Source organism: Microbacterium sp. E-13, from assembly GCF_049912955.1.
GTDB lineage: Bacteria > Actinomycetota > Actinomycetes > Actinomycetales > Microbacteriaceae > Microbacterium.
In genome coordinates this window covers 3,735,232-3,751,265 of record NZ_CP183973.1, presented here as the reverse complement: position 1 = coordinate 3,751,265, position 16,034 = coordinate 3,735,232, and the positions used below count along the sequence as shown (strand labels likewise).

Annotated in this window: 17 protein-coding genes; 12 read left to right on the top strand and 5 right to left on the bottom strand. The window is 71.4% G+C overall.

Going from position 1 to position 16,034, the window contains the following annotated elements:
• Positions 1-49: 49 nt before the first annotated feature.
• The gene (locus tag ACN9MP_RS17420) at positions 50-1,051 is read left to right on the top strand and encodes a hypothetical protein (RefSeq protein WP_426322279.1); all 1,002 of its coding nucleotides are present in this window, start codon (positions 50-52) and stop codon (positions 1,049-1,051) included.
• A gap of 43 nt (positions 1,052-1,094) precedes the next feature.
• Here ACN9MP_RS17420 and ACN9MP_RS17415 read toward each other — a convergent pair whose 3' ends face one another.
• Positions 1,095-1,727 (bottom strand): hypothetical protein, encoded by a 633-nt coding sequence (locus ACN9MP_RS17415; RefSeq protein ID WP_426322277.1) that lies wholly within the window; start codon positions 1,725-1,727, stop codon positions 1,095-1,097.
• 101 nt (positions 1,728-1,828) lie between these two features.
• Between ACN9MP_RS17415 and ACN9MP_RS17410 the strand changes: the two genes are divergently transcribed.
• From ACN9MP_RS17410 to ACN9MP_RS17395, 4 genes are all read left to right on the top strand, one after another.
• A complete protein-coding gene (locus ACN9MP_RS17410; RefSeq protein ID WP_426322275.1) occupies positions 1,829-3,691 on the top strand; it encodes a substrate-binding domain-containing protein in 1,863 nt (620 codons plus the stop codon).
• A 10-nt stretch (positions 3,692-3,701) separates the two neighbouring features.
• On the top strand, positions 3,702-4,739 hold the full coding sequence (locus tag ACN9MP_RS17405; RefSeq protein WP_426322273.1) for a hypothetical protein: 1,038 nt from the start codon (positions 3,702-3,704) through the stop codon (positions 4,737-4,739).
• Between the two features lie 69 nt (positions 4,740-4,808).
• Positions 4,809-6,194, top strand: coding sequence for a glycine--tRNA ligase (locus ACN9MP_RS17400; RefSeq protein WP_426322271.1), 1,386 nt, complete (start codon positions 4,809-4,811; stop codon positions 6,192-6,194).
• A 232-nt stretch (positions 6,195-6,426) separates the two neighbouring features.
• The gene (locus ACN9MP_RS17395) at positions 6,427-7,209 is read left to right on the top strand and encodes an SDR family NAD(P)-dependent oxidoreductase (RefSeq protein WP_426322269.1); all 783 of its coding nucleotides are present in this window, start codon (positions 6,427-6,429) and stop codon (positions 7,207-7,209) included.
• 76 nt (positions 7,210-7,285) lie between these two features.
• Here the strand turns inward: ACN9MP_RS17395 and ACN9MP_RS17390 are convergent, their stop codons facing one another.
• From ACN9MP_RS17390 to ACN9MP_RS17375, 4 genes are all read right to left on the bottom strand, one after another.
• A complete protein-coding gene (locus ACN9MP_RS17390; protein WP_426322267.1) occupies positions 7,286-8,797 on the bottom strand; it encodes a flotillin family protein in 1,512 nt (503 codons plus the stop codon).
• A gap of 59 nt (positions 8,798-8,856) precedes the next feature.
• Entirely contained in the window at positions 8,857-9,324 is a 468-nt protein-coding gene (locus ACN9MP_RS17385; RefSeq protein ID WP_426322265.1) for an NfeD family protein, read from the bottom strand.
• Between the two features lie 104 nt (positions 9,325-9,428).
• The gene (locus tag ACN9MP_RS17380) at positions 9,429-9,851 is read right to left on the bottom strand and encodes a DUF1801 domain-containing protein (protein WP_426322264.1); all 423 of its coding nucleotides are present in this window, start codon (positions 9,849-9,851) and stop codon (positions 9,429-9,431) included.
• Positions 9,848-10,429 carry an HhH-GPD-type base excision DNA repair protein gene (locus tag ACN9MP_RS17375; RefSeq protein ID WP_426322262.1) on the bottom strand — a complete coding sequence of 194 codons (582 nt, stop codon included), beginning with the start codon at positions 10,427-10,429 and terminating at the stop codon, positions 9,848-9,850. The genes ACN9MP_RS17380 and ACN9MP_RS17375 overlap by 4 nt, the downstream gene beginning before the upstream one ends.
• A 52-nt stretch (positions 10,430-10,481) precedes the next feature.
• Between ACN9MP_RS17375 and ACN9MP_RS17370 the strand changes: the two genes are divergently transcribed.
• From ACN9MP_RS17370 to ACN9MP_RS17340, 7 genes are all read left to right on the top strand, one after another.
• On the top strand, positions 10,482-11,981 hold the full coding sequence (locus ACN9MP_RS17370) for a protoporphyrinogen/coproporphyrinogen oxidase (protein WP_426322260.1): 1,500 nt from the start codon (positions 10,482-10,484) through the stop codon (positions 11,979-11,981).
• Between the two features lie 100 nt (positions 11,982-12,081).
• On the top strand, positions 12,082-12,471 hold the full coding sequence (locus ACN9MP_RS17365; RefSeq protein WP_426322259.1) for a hypothetical protein: 390 nt from the start codon (positions 12,082-12,084) through the stop codon (positions 12,469-12,471).
• 4 nt (positions 12,472-12,475) lie between these two features.
• Positions 12,476-12,877 (top strand): phage holin family protein, encoded by a 402-nt coding sequence (locus ACN9MP_RS17360; protein ID WP_426322257.1) that lies wholly within the window; start codon positions 12,476-12,478, stop codon positions 12,875-12,877.
• The gene (locus tag ACN9MP_RS17355) at positions 12,867-13,166 is read left to right on the top strand and encodes a hypothetical protein (RefSeq protein ID WP_426322255.1); all 300 of its coding nucleotides are present in this window, start codon (positions 12,867-12,869) and stop codon (positions 13,164-13,166) included. The genes ACN9MP_RS17360 and ACN9MP_RS17355 overlap by 11 nt, the downstream gene beginning before the upstream one ends.
• A gap of 198 nt (positions 13,167-13,364) precedes the next feature.
• Positions 13,365-14,210: a uroporphyrinogen-III synthase gene (locus tag ACN9MP_RS17350; RefSeq protein WP_426322253.1), complete on the top strand. Its 846-nt coding sequence runs from the start codon at positions 13,365-13,367 to the stop codon at positions 14,208-14,210.
• Between the two features lie 7 nt (positions 14,211-14,217).
• A complete protein-coding gene (gene cofD, locus ACN9MP_RS17345) occupies positions 14,218-15,216 on the top strand; it encodes a 2-phospho-L-lactate transferase (protein ID WP_426322251.1) in 999 nt (332 codons plus the stop codon).
• A gap of 1 nt (position 15,217) precedes the next feature.
• The gene (locus ACN9MP_RS17340; RefSeq protein ID WP_426322249.1) at positions 15,218-15,961 is read left to right on the top strand and encodes a sulfite exporter TauE/SafE family protein; all 744 of its coding nucleotides are present in this window, start codon (positions 15,218-15,220) and stop codon (positions 15,959-15,961) included.
• Positions 15,962-16,034 lie beyond the last annotated feature (73 nt).

Here is a 16,034-nt window from a genome sequence, read left to right as displayed (position 1 = left end):
CGCGATGCCCACGGCCGGCCCGCAAGAACTCCACGGAAACGGACGACGGATGCCGCGACACGCCGCCGCTCAGGGCTCGGCGAAGGCGGAGTTGTGGAGTTCTGCACAGCGGCATCGGGATGGGCGCACTGTCGCCGGCCGCGGAAGGGGCCGGGCGCGGCCTGTCGTCGCTCCGGGAGCAGCCCTCGTGTGCGCGCTGGCGTTGGCCGGCTGCACCGGAGGCCCGGGGCCGTCCGCGCCGACCGCCGCGCCGACCGCCGCGCCCACACTGCCCGCGGCCGTCACGGTGGAGGTGCAGCAGCTCCGCTCCGACGTGGCCGGGCGCCAGGCGCAGGTGCACATCGCGAACGGGTCGGACGAGGCCCTGCGGGTCGGCGACGTGCGGGTGGATGACGTCCGCTTCGACGGCGCGGCCACCCGGGTCGTCCCCGACCGGGTCAGCACGATCCCGCCGGGCGGCACGGTCGACATCCGCGTCCAGCTCCCGCCCGTGGACTGCACGGCCTCCGACGACGGCGGTCCCCAGGTCGTGCTCGAGATCGTCGGAGATTCCTCATCCACGGAGGTGACGGCATCCGCGTCCGACCCGGTCGGCTTCCTCGCCCCCCTCCACGCCCGTGAGTGCCTGCTGGAGAGGGTGATGGATGCCGCGTCGCTGAGCTTCACCGGGTTCACGCCGTCTCCGCCCGGCCAGCCGGCGGTGCTGCAGCTGACCATCGCGCCGACCGGCAGGGGGGCTGCGACGGTCGTGGGGGTGGAGCGGACGAACCTGATCGACTTCGCCGGCACCGCCGCCGACGAAGACCTCCGGCCGATCGGCATCGAGGTGGCCGAAGGCGACAGCGTGGCCGTCAACATGAATCTGGGGATCGTGCCGTTCCGCTGCGACCCGCACGCGGTGCAGGAGGACAAGCGCGGCACGGTCTTCGACGTGCGTGTCGGCGTCGACGGCCAGGGAGGCGAGGAGGGCGAGGTCGAGCTGTTCGTCGGCGAGGAGCTGCGCGGGCGCATCCTGTCGTGGGTCGCCGAGTGGTGCGGGTTCGGCCGCTGAGGGCCGCCGCCGATGCACACCGTGTCAGGTCCGACGTCCCGCTTCACCGCGGCCCGCCGTCCTGGGTGAAGCCGAAGATCGGCCTGGCCCCCGCGAGCTCCCCGGCGGGCAGCGGCTCGTGGGCGACCGGATGCCCGGGGGAACCGGGGTACAGCAGCGCCGCCAGTTCCCGGGCGTCGCCGTCGAAGCAGGTGCTCGCCGCGCCCACGCCGATCGCGTCCCCCTTCCCGTCGCGGATCTCGATGGTGAGTCCGGCGACGCCGACCGCCGGATCGGATGCCTCGACCACGACCTGACCGGCTTCGTCGGCTTTCGGTGCCGTGGTCTTCCATCCGCGTTCGCCGAGCCACGCGCGGAGGCGATCCGCGGTGGTCGTCGCGTCGGCGTCCATCATCCAGCCCTCGAACGTGGTCCGGTGCAGGAAGAACGCGTACCCGGTGTCGCACTCGACGGGCAGATCGCCGTACTCCTGGATCTGCCACGAGCCGTCGGAGATGTGGACGAGCACGGTCGCCACGGCTTCCTTGAAGAGGAGGTTCGCCTGCCGCGCCGAGGCGTACAGCTCGTCCCCGTGCGGCGGCGCGCTCGCGCACGCGGGCAGGGCGAGAACCGCGAGCAGCGTCAGCGCGAGCCACCGCGGGAGATGTGCGGAGCGTCCCGCGGCGGGCCCGGTCACGGCGACCTCCGGTCCACGCGATCAGGCTATGCCGCCGAGCTGTCGCGGGGGAGGGTGGCACCCGTCTGTGCGGGCCGACCCGTGAGCCGTAGGCTTCTGCCATGTCCGCACGAACCAGGCGTTCGTCCGCCGTCAGCTCGTCCCTCGCCCGGACTCGAACGCATCTGCTCGGCGGTGCGGCGGTGGTGGTCGCATCCGTGATCGCACTGACGGGATGCTTCGGGGGCGGCGGCCCCGTGGTCGAGGAGCCGAGCGGTGGCGACTTCGCCGACGACGGCTGCACGAGCGTGGTCGTCGCGACCTCGTCCGAGAAGGTCAACATGCTCGACGCGCTCGCCGACGCCTTCAAGGAGTCGGCGCAGCACGAGCAGCTCGCCGAGTGCGCGACGGTGCACCCGATCAATGTCTCGTCGGGCGATGCGACCCGGTTCCTCACGGCGGGCGGCGACTGGCCCGACGACGACACGCGCCGCTGGCCCACGATGTGGTCGCCCGCGTCGACGGTCTGGACCGATCGGGTCGCGGCCGCGGCATCCCCTTCGCTCGTGGGGGAGCCCGAGTCGTTCACCCACACGCCCGTCGTCTTCGGGGTGCCCGAGACGATGGCGAAGGCGCTCGGCTATCCGGCGTCGCCGATCGGCATCGCCGACTTCGAGGCCCTCTGCCAGGACCCCTCGGGCTGGGCGAGCGTCGGCAAGCCGCTGTGGGGCTCGTTCAAGATCTCGAAGACGAACCCCAACACGTCGACGACCGGACTCTCGGCGATCCTGATGCAGTCGTACGAGGCATCCGGCAAGACCGCTGATCTCACCGCCGACGACGTCGCGGCCGCCGCGGAGTTCTCGCGCGTGTTCGAGGAGTGCGTGATCCACTACGGCGACACCACCGGCAAGGTGCTGACGCGGCTCTACGACGAGACGCAGAACGGTGCCGGCGGCTCGGGTTACGTCTCGGCGGTCGCGCTGGAAGAGACCTCGCTGCTCAACTACAACCAGGGCAACCCCGACTCCCACACGGTGCAGCCGGGCGAGACGCTGACCCCGCCCAAGGAGAAGCTCGTCGCGGTGTATCCCTCGGGCGGCTCGATGTGGTCCGACAACCCGATCACCGTCCTCGGCGCCGACTGGGTGACGCCCGAGCAGGCCGAGGCCGGCGCGGCGTTCGCGGCCTTCCTGCAGACCGATGCGGCGCAGAAGATCCTGCCCGAGTACGGCTTCCGCCCGCTCGACGCCTCGGCGCCGCTGGGCGACCTCTTCACGGCGGAGTACGGGGTCGATCCCGCCGGGCCCGCGGTCACGCTGCCGAAGCCGGCGGTGGACGTGGTCTCGGCTGCGATCGACCAGTGGACGCAGATCCGCAAGCCCTCGTCGGTGCTCGAGGTGATCGACATCTCGGGCTCGATGGACGAGGCGATCGGGGACGGCCGCTCGAAGCTCGACGGCGCGATCGAGGGCGCGCAAGCGACCCTCGGCCACTTCCGTTCCTCGGATGAAGTCGGGGTGTGGGCATTCACGACCGGCGTCGAGTCCCAGGCAGGGCAGAACATCGTCGTGCTGCGCGACGTCGAGCCGCTGGCGTCCGATCGCGAGTCCGTCGACTCGTCGCTCGACGATCTCCGGTTCGCGCACCGCGACGGCACGCCGCTCTACGACGCGATCGCCGCCGCCTACGACGAGATGGTGGCGCGCGCGCAGCCCGGCCGCATCAACGCGATCGTGCTCCTGTCGGACGGTCAGGACACCGACTCCGAGATCTCGCTCGACTCGCTCGTCGCGAAGATCGGGGCGTCCTCGAAGGAGGGCGGCGACGATGCCCCTGTCCGCATCTTCCCGATCGCGTACGGCGAGGGCGCCGACACCGGCGCTCTGCAGCGCATCGCCGAGGCCACCGGTGGTCAGTGGTTCGACGCGTCCGACGCCGCGAAGATCGACCTCGTGTTCGCCTCCGTGATCAACAACTTCTGAACGGCGCAGGATGCCTCACGATCTCGGCCTGAACGCGACGGACGTCTACCTCGACGACGCCGTCGACGGGCTCGCGAACAGCAACGTGTACGTCTCGGGCGACGTGTCCGGGGGGACCCAGCTGCAGCAGACCCTCGATCAGCAGGTCACCGACGAATCGATCGCGGTCGTGGTGTTCCCCGACAACCAGGTGTTCGACATGACCGGCCGCGAGATGGTGGCGTCGCTCGCCGGCCGCACGGAGTACGAGACCATCATCGTCGCGATCGGCGACGACCTCTCGGCGGGCTCGCACGTGCTGGGCACGGGCGAGGCGATGCGGATCGCGAACGAGGCCGAGTCATCGGCCCCCGACCTCGACACGGCGATCGTGCAGACGGTCGAGGGGGTCATCGCGGCGTACCCGCCCGACTACGAGCCGAGCGCCGGCGGGGTGGACGGCGGCCTCGTCGTCGGCGGCGCGCTGGGGCTCGTCGTGCTCGCCGCAGCCGGCGGGGCGCTGTGGGCGGTGCTCCGCCGCCGCCGCGGCACCACACCAGGCCATCACGCCCCGCTTCCCGACACCGTGCGCCCGCTCGTCGCGAGGCTGCGGGCGCTGAGCGGCGAGTACGCCGCAGCCGGGGCATCCGGCAATCGAGACGCCAGCGAGGTGGCGGGTGAGGTCGCGACCGTCGCGTACAACGCCACGGAGCTCTTCGACCGCCTCGACCGCAAGGGCGACGAGGGCCAGCGGGCCACCGCCGCCGTCGAGTACGGCGAGACGCTCCGCAAGCTCACCGCGGCGCTCGATCGCGACTATCTGCTCGACATCCTGCAGCACCCCGACCTGTGGGACGACCCCGTCGACCGCGTCCGCGAGGTGCGCACCGCGCTGACGTCGTTCTCGACAGAGCTCGTCGAGAACATCAAGCAGGTGAACGCCCGCCGCGGGCTCCACTTCCAGGTCTCGCTCGACGGCCTCATCGGCCGCCGCAAGGAGCTGCAGGAGTGGGACCGCGCATTCAAGAGCGCCGACGGCCAGGCCGGCCCCTCGTCGCACGACGACTAGAATCGACGGATGCCGCGATCAGCGGCTTCTCGCACTCTCGTGCATCCCCTCCCGACCATTGGAGCCACCGTGGCCGAGCAGTCTCGCCTCGACAAAGTCATCGCCCTCGCCCGTCATCGCGGGTTCGTGTTCCAGGCGGGTGAGATCTACGGCGGATCCCGGTCGGCATGGGACTACGGTCCCCTCGGCACGGAGCTGAAGGAGAACATCCGCCGCCAGTGGTGGCAGACGTTCGTGCGCGGCCGCGGCGACATGGTCGGCCTCGACTCGTCGATCATCCTCCCCAAGCGCGTGTGGGAGGCATCCGGTCACGTCGCGACCTTCACCGATCCGCTGGTCGAGTGCCTGCAGTGCCACAAGCGCTACCGCGCCGACAACCTCATCGAGGACTACGAGGCACGAAAGGGCCGCAAGGCCGAGAACGGCCTGGCCGACATCCCGTGCCCGAACTGCGGCACCAAGGGCCAGTACACCGAGCCCAAGGCGTTCTCGGGCCTGGTGAAGACCTATCTCGGCGTCGTGGACGACGAGTCGGGCCTGCAGTACCTGCGCCCCGAGACCGCGCAGGGCATCTTCGTGAACTTCTCGAACGTGCTGACCGCGAGCCGCAAGAAGCCGCCGTTCGGCATCGGTCAGGTCGGCAAGGCGTTCCGCAACGAGATCACGCCGGGCAACTTCATCTTCCGCACGCGCGAGTTCGAGCAGATGGAGATCGAGTACTTCGTGCCGCCGGCAGAAGCGCAGGAATGGTTCGACCACTGGGTCGAAGAGTGCTGGGACTGGTTCGTCGGGCTCGGCATCGACCCCGCGAACATGCGCCGGTTCGACGTGCCCGAAGACGAGCGCGCGCACTACTCCGACGGCACGATCGACCTCGAGTACCGCTTCGGCTTCCCCGGCAAGGAGTGGGGCGAGCTCATGGGCGTCGCCAACCGCACCGACTACGACCTCGGTTCCCATACCGAGGCGTCGGGCCAGTCGCTGTCGTACTTCGATCAGGCGTCGGGTGAGAAGTACATCCCGTACGTCATCGAGCCGTCGTTCGGCCTCACGCGCAGCATGATGGCGTTTCTCGTCGACGCGTACCACGAGGAGGAGGCGCCGAACGCCAAGGGCGGCACCGACACCCGCACGGTTCTGAAGCTCGATCCGCGCCTGGCGCCCGTCAAGGCCGCGGTGCTGCCGCTGTCGCGCAACGAGCAGCTCTCGCCCATCGCGCGCGAGGTGGCCGAGACCCTGCGCGGCCAGTGGAACATCGACTTCGACGACGCGGGCGCCATCGGCCGCCGCTACCGCCGCCAGGACGAGATCGGCACGCCGTTCTGCGTCACGGTCGACTTCGACTCCCTCGACGACCGGGCCGTGACCGTGCGCGATCGCGACACCATGGGTCAGGAGCGCGTGCCGCTCGAGGGCCTGCAGCCCTACCTCGCGGAGCGCCTGAAGGGCGCCTGACGCGAAACAGCGGATGCTGCCGCCCCGCCGGGTCGCAGCATCCGTCGTCGCGATCAGCTCGTGCGTCGCGCGGTCGATTGCGGCACGCGCTGCTGTTCCTGGCGGGCGCGAATGCCGGTTCGGGCAGCGCGAGCGATCAGGCGGCGGCGGTGGGTTCGCGGCCGGGCTGGTGGCAGCATCCGTCGTCCGCGTAAGAGGCTTCTCCGGGCGGGGGCGAGTTACCCTGGCTCGCATGACGAAGTACTTCTACGAGACGACCGCGCTCATCACCGGTGCGAGCTCCGGTCTCGGCGCCGAGTACGCCATGCAGCTCGCAGACCGAGGCGCTGACGTCGTGCTCGTCGCGCGGCGGGAAGACCGGCTGCGGGAGCTCGCCGACCGGATCTGGCGAAAGTACGATGTCACCGCCACGCCGATCGCCCTCGACCTCGCGCGGCCGGATGCGGCGACGGCGCTCCGGCGTGAGCTCGACGAGCGCGACATCAGCGTCCACAGTCTGGTGAACAACGCGGGCTTCGGCATGAAGGGCCCGTTCGCCAAGGCCGACCCCGAGCGGATCAACGAGATGGTGCAGGTGAACGTCTCGTCGCTCGTCGCGATCACCCGTGAGTTCCTGCCCGAGATGGTCGCCGCCGGGCGCGGCGCGCTCGTGAACATCGCGAGCACGGGCGCCTACCAGCCGTGCCCGAACATGGCGGTGTACGGGGCCACGAAGGCGTTCGTGCTGAGCTTCACCGAAGCGCTCGCCTACGAGACGAAGGGCTCGGGAGTGGGCGTCATCGCGGTCAGCCCGGGGGCGACGCGGACGGAGTTCTTCGATGTCACCGGCGCCGACGCGGCCGTCGGGCGCTTCAAGACGCCCGCAGAGGTCGTCGCGGCGACGCTCCGGAAGCTCGACCGCGCCGACGTTCCGCCGAGCTTCGTGTCGGGTCGGGTGAACGCGGTCGCGGCCAAGCTCGCCGGCGTGATCCCGCGGCGCTTGGCGCTCGCGGTCAGCGGCCGGGTGCTGCGCTGAAACACGAGGGACGGATGCCGGAGGCCCGGCCCGTCGCCGGGTCGGGCCTCCGACGGGTCGGCCTCGGGCGATGCCCCTACTTCGCGACCGTCTTCGCGGCGTCGCGGGCCGTCTCCACGGCGACGTTGCGTGCGCCGTCGGCGGCAGCCAGGGCCTCGGCACCCGCCGTCTTCAGCGCGAACGCCTGCAGGAGGGTGTTGAGGTCGAGCCCGGTGAGGCCCTTCACGACCTCCGTGCCCTCGCCGAGCACCTTGCCCACCGTCTTCGTCATCTCGGAGGCGCCGTCGGTCGAGACCACGGTGAGCTTGTCGATCGATGCGATCGGCTCCGCCGCCGCCCGCACGATGTCGGGCAGGCGCGTGATGATCTCCTGTGCGAGCGCGGCTTCGCCGTACTTCTGCAGCGCGAGGGCCTTGGCGTCGATCGAGGCGGCCTCGGCGAGACCCTCCGCCTGAGTGGCGGTGGCGCGGGCCTCGCCCTCGGCCTTGATACCCGCGGCCAGGGCGACCTGCTTGTCGCGCTCGGCCTCACCCGACACGCGCACCGCGGTCGCGGCTGCTTCGGCATCCTGCACGGCGGCCACCTTGTTCGCCTCGGCGATCTTGGTGCGCTTGTACGCGTCGGCCTCGGTCGCCGCGTTGGCGGCGTCGCGCTGGGCCGTCGCACGCTGCACCTCTGCGTAGGCCTCTGCCTCGGCGGGCTTGCGGATCTCGATGTCGAGGCGCTCCTGCGTCACGAGTGCCTGCTCCGTGAGCGCCTCGCGCTCCTGCACGGCGACGAGCTTGTCCTGCTCCGCCGTCGCCAGCTGGCCCGCGGCCTGCGCCTCGGCGTTCGCACGGTCGGTCTCGGCCTTGATCGTCGCCTGCTTCAGGGCCAGCGCCTTCTGGCGCTCGGCGATCTGCTCGGCGGCGTCGATGCGAGCGAACTCGCTGGCGCGCGATGCCTCGGCCTCGCTGATCTCGGCGACCTGCCGTGCGCGGGCAGCCTCGGCGCGGCCGAGGTTCGCCAGGTAGTCGCTGCCCGGCGTGGAGATGTCGCTGATGTTGAGGAGATCGACCTGCAGCCCCTGCTCGACGAGGTCGGTCTTCGTCTCGGCGACGACACGGTCGGAAAGGCTCTTGCGGTCGGAGATGATCTGCTCGATGGTCATGTCGCCGACGATCGAGCGGAGCGATCCCTCGAGGGATTCCTTGATGATCTCCGTCAGCGCGTCCTGCTGCGAGAGGAAGCGCTGCGCGGCGCGGCGCACCCCCTCCTCGGTGCCCGAGACCTTGAAGTTGATCGAGGCCTTGATGGCGATCTTGATGCGGTTCTTGTCGACGCCCTCCACGGTGATGCCGATCTGCCGCTGCTCGAGCGAGATCGAGAAGCCCTGCTGGAGGATGGGCCAGACGAACGTGCGCCCGCCGATCACGACGCGCTGGCCGCCGGTATCGCCGGGACCGGGCTTGCCCGCGCCGCGGCCGACGATGACGAGCGCCTCGTTGGGAGGCACACGGCGGATGCGGCGCGCGATGAACACGATCAGGCCGAGCACGGCGACGACGAGCGCGATGGCGGCGATCACTTGGATGAGTTCGTTGGTCATGGAGACCTTTCTCGTGGGATGCGGCGACCCGGGGCTTCCGGCCCCGGGCACCGCGCGATCTACTCCGCGACGACCTTGACGCGCGTGCCGGAGTGCTCGATGACGCGGACCCGCGCGCCCTCGGCGATGGTGCCGTCGGCGTACGCGAGGCGCCGCTCGACCTCGTGCGGCCCGTCGAGGCTGACCTCGCCGCCCGCCGTCGAGATGGTGGAGCGGGCGACGCCGCTCAGTCCGACGGCCGACGTGACCTCGCCGTCGGAGGTCTTGGTGAGCCGCTTCACGAAGACCACGGCGATGACGTAGGCGACGATCGCGAGCGCCGCCGCGAGCACGTACGCCCAGACCGTGTCGAGCCCGTTGGTGGTGGTGAGGGCGCCGGACGCCCCGAACACGACCGCCGCGATGCCCAGGGCCGTGCCCGAGATCGCGCCGTCACCGATCTCGAAGTGGTCGAAGATGTCGCCGATGATCAGCGAGATGAGGAGCACGGCGAGGCCGACGCCTCCGACGATGAGGAACGGCAGCACGGTGTCTCCTGGCGAGTGGGGGCGGGTCCGGCGATTCCTCCCACCCTAGCCAGACGTTGGGACCCGGTGTCCACTTCCGCGGCGCATGTGGATAACGTTCCCGCTCAGTCCAGCACCGTGATCTCGGTGTCGCCCGTCTCGCCGGCGACGACCCGGCGGTAGTCCTCGGCGACGATCTCGCGCAGCACCGCGTCATCGACTGCCTCGAGGTCCTTGATGTAGACGCACCCGACGCCCGTCTCGTGCGGACCGAGGTCTGCCAGTCGCTCGGCGTGGGCGCCGGTGCGCAGGAGGTAGATCGTCGTGGCCTGCCGCCGCGGCGAGAACCCGGCGATCGGCATGTCGCCCTCCGTGCCGGTCGGGTAGCGGTAGTGGCACGCGCCGAAGCCGACGATCGTGCCCCACATCTCCGGCTCCCGGCCGGTGACCTCCCGAAGCAGCGCCACCATGGTGGCCGCATCCCGCTGTCGCTTCGGGGGAGTCACCGCGGCGACGAACTCGTCGACATCGCCGCCCGTCTTCTTCATCTCGCGGCGGCCTTCATCGCCCGCTTGTGCTCGCGCACCTTCGCGAGCGACTCGGGCGAGACGATGTCGGCGACGCTGCGGAACGAGCCCTCGTCGCCGTACGACCCGGCGGCCTCGCGCCAGCCTTCCCCGTCGAAGCCGTACTGCTTGCCCAGCAGGGCGAGGAAGATCTTCGCCTTCTGCTCGCCGAAGCCCGGCAGCGCCTTGAGACGCTTCAGCACGGTGGGCCCATCCGGAGCCTCGGCGTGCCCGGCGGCCGGGGTGGTCCAGATGGCCGCGGCGTCGCCACCCCACTCCTGCTCCACCGCCGCGCAGAGCGCCTGCACGCGTGCGGCCATCGACCCGGGGAAGCGGTGCACGGCAGGCGTCGCCTTGAAGAGCTCGGCGAACGCGTCGGGCTCGAAGCTCGCGAGGGCCGCCGCATCGAGCGTGCCCGCGCGCTCCGAGATCTTGAGCGGCCCCGCGAACGCGGTCTCCATGGCGACCTGCTGGTCGAGCAGCATTCCGATGAGCAGGGCGAGCGGGTCGTCGGTCAGCAGGCGGTCGGCGGCCTCGTCGCCCGTGATGTGGAGCGTCATGGCCCCAGTCTCCCATCGACCCCGCCGTGTCGGCAGAAGCCCGGATGGGAGGATGGGTGCTGTGACCGACGCCGCCGAACCGTTCCAGGAGCTGGTCCACCATGCCCGCGCGACGCGGGTGGTGGTGATCGGCGGAGGCATCGCCGGACTGGTCGCTGCCTGGGAGTGCGCGAAGGTCGGCATGAGCGTGACGCTGGTGGAGGCATCCGATCGCCTCGGCGGCACGATCGACGCGGCCCGCGTCGCCGGGCTCGACCTCGAGATCGGTGCGAGCTGCTGGTCGACCCGGGGCGGTGCGGTGCGCCGCCTCGTCGACGAGGTTCTGCCGGGGGCTGCCGTGGTGCGCCCCCGCGACGACCGCGAGTGGATCGCGGGGCTGCCCAAGGGCGGCGCCGCACCGCTGCCGGAGGAGCAGGTGCTCGGCATCCCGGCGAACCCCTGGGACGAGGGCGTGCGTGCCGTCATCGGCTGGAGCGGCGCCTGGCGCGCCTACCTCGACCGGCTCCGCCCGCCGCTCACGATCGGCGCGCAGCGCAACCTCGGCCGTCTCGTCCGCGGGCGCATGGGCGACGCCGTCCACGACAGGCTGGTCGCGCCGCTCACCGTCGACCGTTTCGGCGTCGAACCCGACGAGGTCGACGTGGACGTGGCGGCGCCGGGGCTCAGCACCGCGCTCACCCGCACCGGGTCGCTCGGCGGGGCCGTCGCCGACCTGAGGGTGGGGCGCTCCGGCGACTCCGCGATCGAGGGATTGGACGGGGGGATGCCGCAACTCGTCGCCGCCCTCGCCGCCAGGCTCGCCGATCGCGGCGTGACCCTGCATCTCCGCACGCTCGCGACGTCGATGGCGCGCTCGGAGCGCGGCTGGGTCGTCGGACTCGCCTCGCCGACGGCGCTCACGGCGGACGACGAGGCGCCCGCGGAGCTGTTCGCCGACGCGCTCGTGATCGCGACCGACGAGGCGACGGCGCGCACTCTCCTCTCGCCGGCTCTCGGGGTACCCGCCTTCGCCGACGCCGCGGCGGCCGGCATCCCGCGGGAGGTCGTCACGCTCGTCGTCGACGCGCCCGAACTCGACGCCGCGCCACGCGGCGCTCACGTCCACGCCGTGCCCGGGGCACTGCGCGCGACAGGACTGGTGCACGAGACGGCGCGATGGGAGTGGCTGGCGCGGGAGGCGGGCCCCGGGCGCCACGTGCTGCGCGTCGCCTTCGGCGGGCCCGGCTCCCCGCCCGCGACGACGGCCCTGTCCGACGCCGATGCCGCCGCACTCGGGGTGGCCGAGGCATCCGTCCTCCTGGGGGTGCCCCTCGGCGGCGACCGCGTCGCCGGCGCACACCGCGCGGCGTACTCGCTGGCGCCGCCCGTCTCGGCGCTCGGCCACCGCGACCGCACGGCGGCCGTCCGCGGCGAGCTCGAGCGTGTGCGCACGATCGCGGCGGTCGGCGCGTGGCTGGCGGGCAGCGGGCTGGCGCAGGTCGTGGCCGACGCCCAGGGGGAGGCCGACCGGCTGCGCCGGCGGGTGCTGTGGGGCGCCGCCGCGGCAGAGTGAACATGGCCCGGCGTTCGGTGTCAAGGGCGGATGCCGGAATCGGCATACAGGTCTAGTCTGGGAACGTCGTCAGGTGCACCACCGAGCGTGAGGAGACCTCATGAAGGGCAAGGCAGGACTCGTCGTCGGGATCGCGATCGGGTACGTGCTCGGCAGCCGCGCCGGCCGCGAGCGCTACGAGCAGATCAAGACGCAGTGGCTCAAGGTGTGGAACGCCGAGCCCGTCCAGACGCAGGTCGACAGGGTCAAGGACTTCGCGAAGTCGCAGGCCATGGCGCTTCCGTCGACGCTGTGGGAGTCGGCCGTGAAGGTCACCCAGGCGGCCGGCGCGAAGGGCACGCCCGGGCAGAAGCTCGACGCCGCCCTCAAGTCCAGCCGCGAGTCGGCGGACGACGTCAACCATGCGGCGCAGACCTCGGCGAAGGCGGTGAAGGACGCCGTCGACGACGCGATCGACGACGTGTCCGAGAACGGCCGCGGCGGGGCCTGACGTGATGACGACTCCCCGCGGCTTCCGCGACCGCGCGGATGACAGCCTGCTCACACTGCTGGGCGATATCCCGGAGCTGGTCCGCAACCTCGTCATCGCGGAGATCGACGCGGCGAAGGCATGGCTCGCCAAGACGGCCAAGGACGGCGGGTGGGGAGCGCTGTGGGCGTTCGCCGCCCTCTTCGTGCTGTTCTGGTCGGTGCCGGTGTTCGGCACGTTCGTCATCGCGGGGCTGTCCTCGTGGTGGCCGGTGTGGCTGTCGGCCCTCGTGGTCTTCTTCGCCATGCTCATCGTGACGGCCGTGCTCGCGCTCATCGGCATCCGGTACTTCCGCCGGATCGGCGAGCGGCAGAACCCCGTGCAGTCGATCGCCCTGGATGTGAAGGAGGTGCGCGATGAGCTCTGACGCGCCCGTGCCGCTGAAGAAGTCCTCCGTCGCGCTGCCCCGCACCGCCGTGCCGCTCGGCATCGGCGATCCCGTGGAGCAGGCCAGGACGGAGTTGAAGGCCGCCCTCGCCGCCATCGAAGAGAAGGCGAACGTGCCACGGCGCGTCGGCCTCGCCGTCGACAAGGGCATCGACGAAGCACGCGCGTTCAGCCGCCGCAACCCGGCGCTCACCGCCGTCGCCGTCGTCGTGGGTGCCCTGACGGTGGGAGCGGCCGTGTGGGGGTTCGTCCGCCTCTATACTCGCTGAACCGCCCTCTGGGCGCTGAACCGCACCCGTGCCCTGAAGCCCGTGGCCCCGCCGTCTCGCATCCGGGGGTATGCTCGGGAGCCAAGGCAGTGCAAAGGTGCGTATGCTGCCGATCGCGCGAACCCGGTTCGAATCGCGCAATCGGCTGCCTCGAGCGTCACGGGCGGCCGACTGAGCACCATCGAGAGTCGACCACCTATGAATACCGCCGCAGCACAGCACCCGTCCGTCAAGCCTCTGACCGGCTGGCGCGTCCTCGTGCCCCGCGGGGGCCCCTGGGGCGACGGGGTCGCGGCGACTCTGCGACGTCAGGGAGCGACTCCCGTCATCGCCCCGCTGATCAACTTCGCGCCCACCAATGACCAGGTCGCGCTCGACCAGGCGCTCGCCGATCTCGCGGCCGGCAGGTTCGACTGGCTCACCGTGACCAGCGCCACGACGGTCGACGTGCTCTACGCGTACCGCGCGGTCGTGCCCGCATCGACCAAGGTCGCCGCCGTCGGCGAGACGACCGCGGCGGCCCTTCTCGCCGTCGGGTACCGCGTCGACCTCGTTCCCGAGCGCGACAACTCCGCCGCCGGCATGGCCGAGCAGCTGATCGCCCTCGAGCCTCGGCCCCGCGACATCCTCACCCTCCGTAGCGAGATCGCGAAGCCCGTCCTCACCCGCATGCTCACCGAGGCGGGGCACCGCGTCCACAGCGTCGTCGCCTACCGCACCGTCGGAGTGCCGGTCACCGAGCGCATCGCCGAAGACGTCCGCTCCGGTCGCATCAACGCGATCCTCGTGACGAGCGGCTCGGTCGCCGAGCAGGTGCACGAGCAGTTCCCCGACATCCCTGCGACGACGCTCATCGCCGCCATCGGACCGCGCACCGCCAAGGATGCCCGCCGGGCCGGACTCGACGTCGACGTCGTCGCCGACGCGCAGACCGTCGACGCGCTCATCGACGCGGTGGGCAAGTTCTCGCTCCCGCACGCGGCCGACGAGTTCGCACCCAAGACCGGCGTGCTCCCTCAGCTCCGCCTCGACGGCCGGAACTGACGCCGTCGTGACCGGCACTCCCCGCATCGTCGTGCTCGCGGGCGGAGTCGGCGGCTCGCGCTTCGCGCTCGGAGTGCGCGGCGCCCTGCGCGCACGCGGTCTCGACGACACCGCCGCGGCTCTGACCGTCGTCGTCAACACGGGTGACGACATCTGGCTCTCCGGAGTCCGCCTCCAGCCCGACGTCGACTCGATCACGTACGCGCTCGCCGGCGTCAACGACGCCGAACGCGGCTGGGGACGCCGGGGCGACAGCGAGCGGGTGAACCACGAGCTGCAGGAGTGGGGCGCCGGCTGGCCCTGGTTCACCCTCGGCGACCTCGACCTCGGCACGCACCTCGCGCGCACCGGCTGGCTGCGGGAGGGCTTCACTCCGACGCAGGTGCTCGAGCGGATGTCTCGCCGCTGGAACCTCGGGGCCCGCCTGCTGCCGATGACCGACGCCGAGGTCGACACCCGGGTCGTGCTCGACGACGGCACCCGGCTGCACTTCCAGGAGTGGTGGACGCGCCACCGCGCGACGCTCGCGCCCGTGGGGTTCGAGAACCCGGGCATCGACGCGGCGGCTCCCGCCCCCGGTGTGATCGAGGCCATCGCCGGAGCCGACGTCGTTCTGCTCGCACCGTCGAACCCGGTCGTGTCGATCGGCCCGATCCTCGCCGTGCCCGGCATCCGCGAGGCACTGCGCGCGACGGCAGCGCCCGTCGTCGGCGTCTCGCCGATCATCGGCGGAAAGGTCGTGCGCGGCATGGCCGACGTCTGCCTCACGGCGATCGGCGTCGAGACCTCCGCCTCCGCCGTCGCCGCCCTCTACGGGGCCCGCCCGAACGGCGGCCTGCTCGACGCCTGGCTCATCGCCGAGGAAGACGAGGCCCTGGCCGACGAGGTCGCGGGACTCGGCATCCGTTCTCTCGTCCGTCCGCTGTGGATGACGGATGCTGCGCGCCAGACCGCGCTGGGAGAGGCGGCGCTCGTCGCCGCCTCGCCCCGAGAACGGGCGCTGTGACGTGATCGATCTCGCCTGGTGGGAGTGGGCCCTCCTTGCGCTCGGCGCGGTCGTCGTGGGACTCTCCAAGACCGCCGTGCCGGGTGCCGGCACGATCGCCGTCGCCATCTTCGCGGCCGTCCTGCCGGCCAAGCAGTCCACCGGCGTGCTGCTGCTCCTGTTGATCGTGGCCGACCTGTTCGCCGTCACCATGTACCGCCGCCACGCCGACTGGCGCACCCTGGTGAGGCTGGCACCGGCGGTCGTCGCCGGGGTGCTGGTCGGCGTGGTGTTCCTGTGGTTCGCCGACGACCTCTGGGTCAAACGGTCGATCGGCGTCATCCTGCTCGCGGTGATCGCCATCACTCTGCTGCGCCGGCGGTTCACGTCGAGCGTCGGGGCCGCCGGACCGCACCCGGTCGCGGCGGCGACCTACGGCACGCTCGGAGGCTTCACCACGATGGTGGCGAACGCCGCCGGCCCCGTCATGTCGATGTACTTCCTCGCCGCGCGGTTCGAGGTCAAGGCGTTCCTCGGCACGGCGGCCTGGTTCTTCGCGATCGTGAACCTGTTCAAGGTGCCGTTCTCGGTCGGCATCGGGATCATCACCGCACCCGGCCTGCTGATCGACCTCGTGCTGGTTCCCGTGGTCGTGGCGTCGGCGTTCTTCGGGCGCTGGCTCGCGGACCGCATGTCGCAGGCCGTCTTCGAGAAGGTCGTCATCGTCTTCACGATCGTCGGCGCGGCCTACCTGCTCATCGTCTAGCACCGCCGCGACGCGGCATCCGTCACCGGATCGAGGGTGGGACGGACGGGTTCAGCCGTCCCCGCGGCGATGC

What these genes read in the sequence shown, in the direction of transcription:
- ACN9MP_RS17360 (WP_426322257.1), top strand. Translation starts at nt 12,476, where the DNA reads ATGACGACTCCCCGCGGCTTCCGCGACCGCGCGGATGACAGCCTGCTC.
- ACN9MP_RS17355 (WP_426322255.1), top strand. Translation starts at nt 12,867, where the DNA reads ATGAGCTCTGACGCGCCCGTGCCGCTGAAGAAGTCCTCCGTCGCGCTG.
- ACN9MP_RS17395 (WP_426322269.1), top strand. Translation starts at nt 6,427, where the DNA reads ATGACGAAGTACTTCTACGAGACGACCGCGCTCATCACCGGTGCGAGC.
- ACN9MP_RS17375 (WP_426322262.1), bottom strand. Translation starts at nt 10,429, where the DNA reads ATGACGCTCCACATCACGGGCGACGAGGCCGCCGACCGCCTGCTGACC.
- ACN9MP_RS17350 (WP_426322253.1), top strand. Translation starts at nt 13,365, where the DNA reads ATGAATACCGCCGCAGCACAGCACCCGTCCGTCAAGCCTCTGACCGGC.
- ACN9MP_RS17365 (WP_426322259.1), top strand. Translation starts at nt 12,082, where the DNA reads ATGAAGGGCAAGGCAGGACTCGTCGTCGGGATCGCGATCGGGTACGTG.
- ACN9MP_RS17380 (WP_426322264.1), bottom strand. Translation starts at nt 9,851, where the DNA reads ATGAAGAAGACGGGCGGCGATGTCGACGAGTTCGTCGCCGCGGTGACT.
- ACN9MP_RS17390 (WP_426322267.1), bottom strand. Translation starts at nt 8,797, where the DNA reads ATGACCAACGAACTCATCCAAGTGATCGCCGCCATCGCGCTCGTCGTC.
- ACN9MP_RS17410 (WP_426322275.1), top strand. Translation starts at nt 1,829, where the DNA reads ATGTCCGCACGAACCAGGCGTTCGTCCGCCGTCAGCTCGTCCCTCGCC.
- ACN9MP_RS17420 (WP_426322279.1), top strand. Translation starts at nt 50, where the DNA reads ATGCCGCGACACGCCGCCGCTCAGGGCTCGGCGAAGGCGGAGTTGTGG.
- ACN9MP_RS17405 (WP_426322273.1), top strand. Translation starts at nt 3,702, where the DNA reads ATGCCTCACGATCTCGGCCTGAACGCGACGGACGTCTACCTCGACGAC.
- ACN9MP_RS17370 (WP_426322260.1), top strand. Translation starts at nt 10,482, where the DNA reads ATGGGTGCTGTGACCGACGCCGCCGAACCGTTCCAGGAGCTGGTCCAC.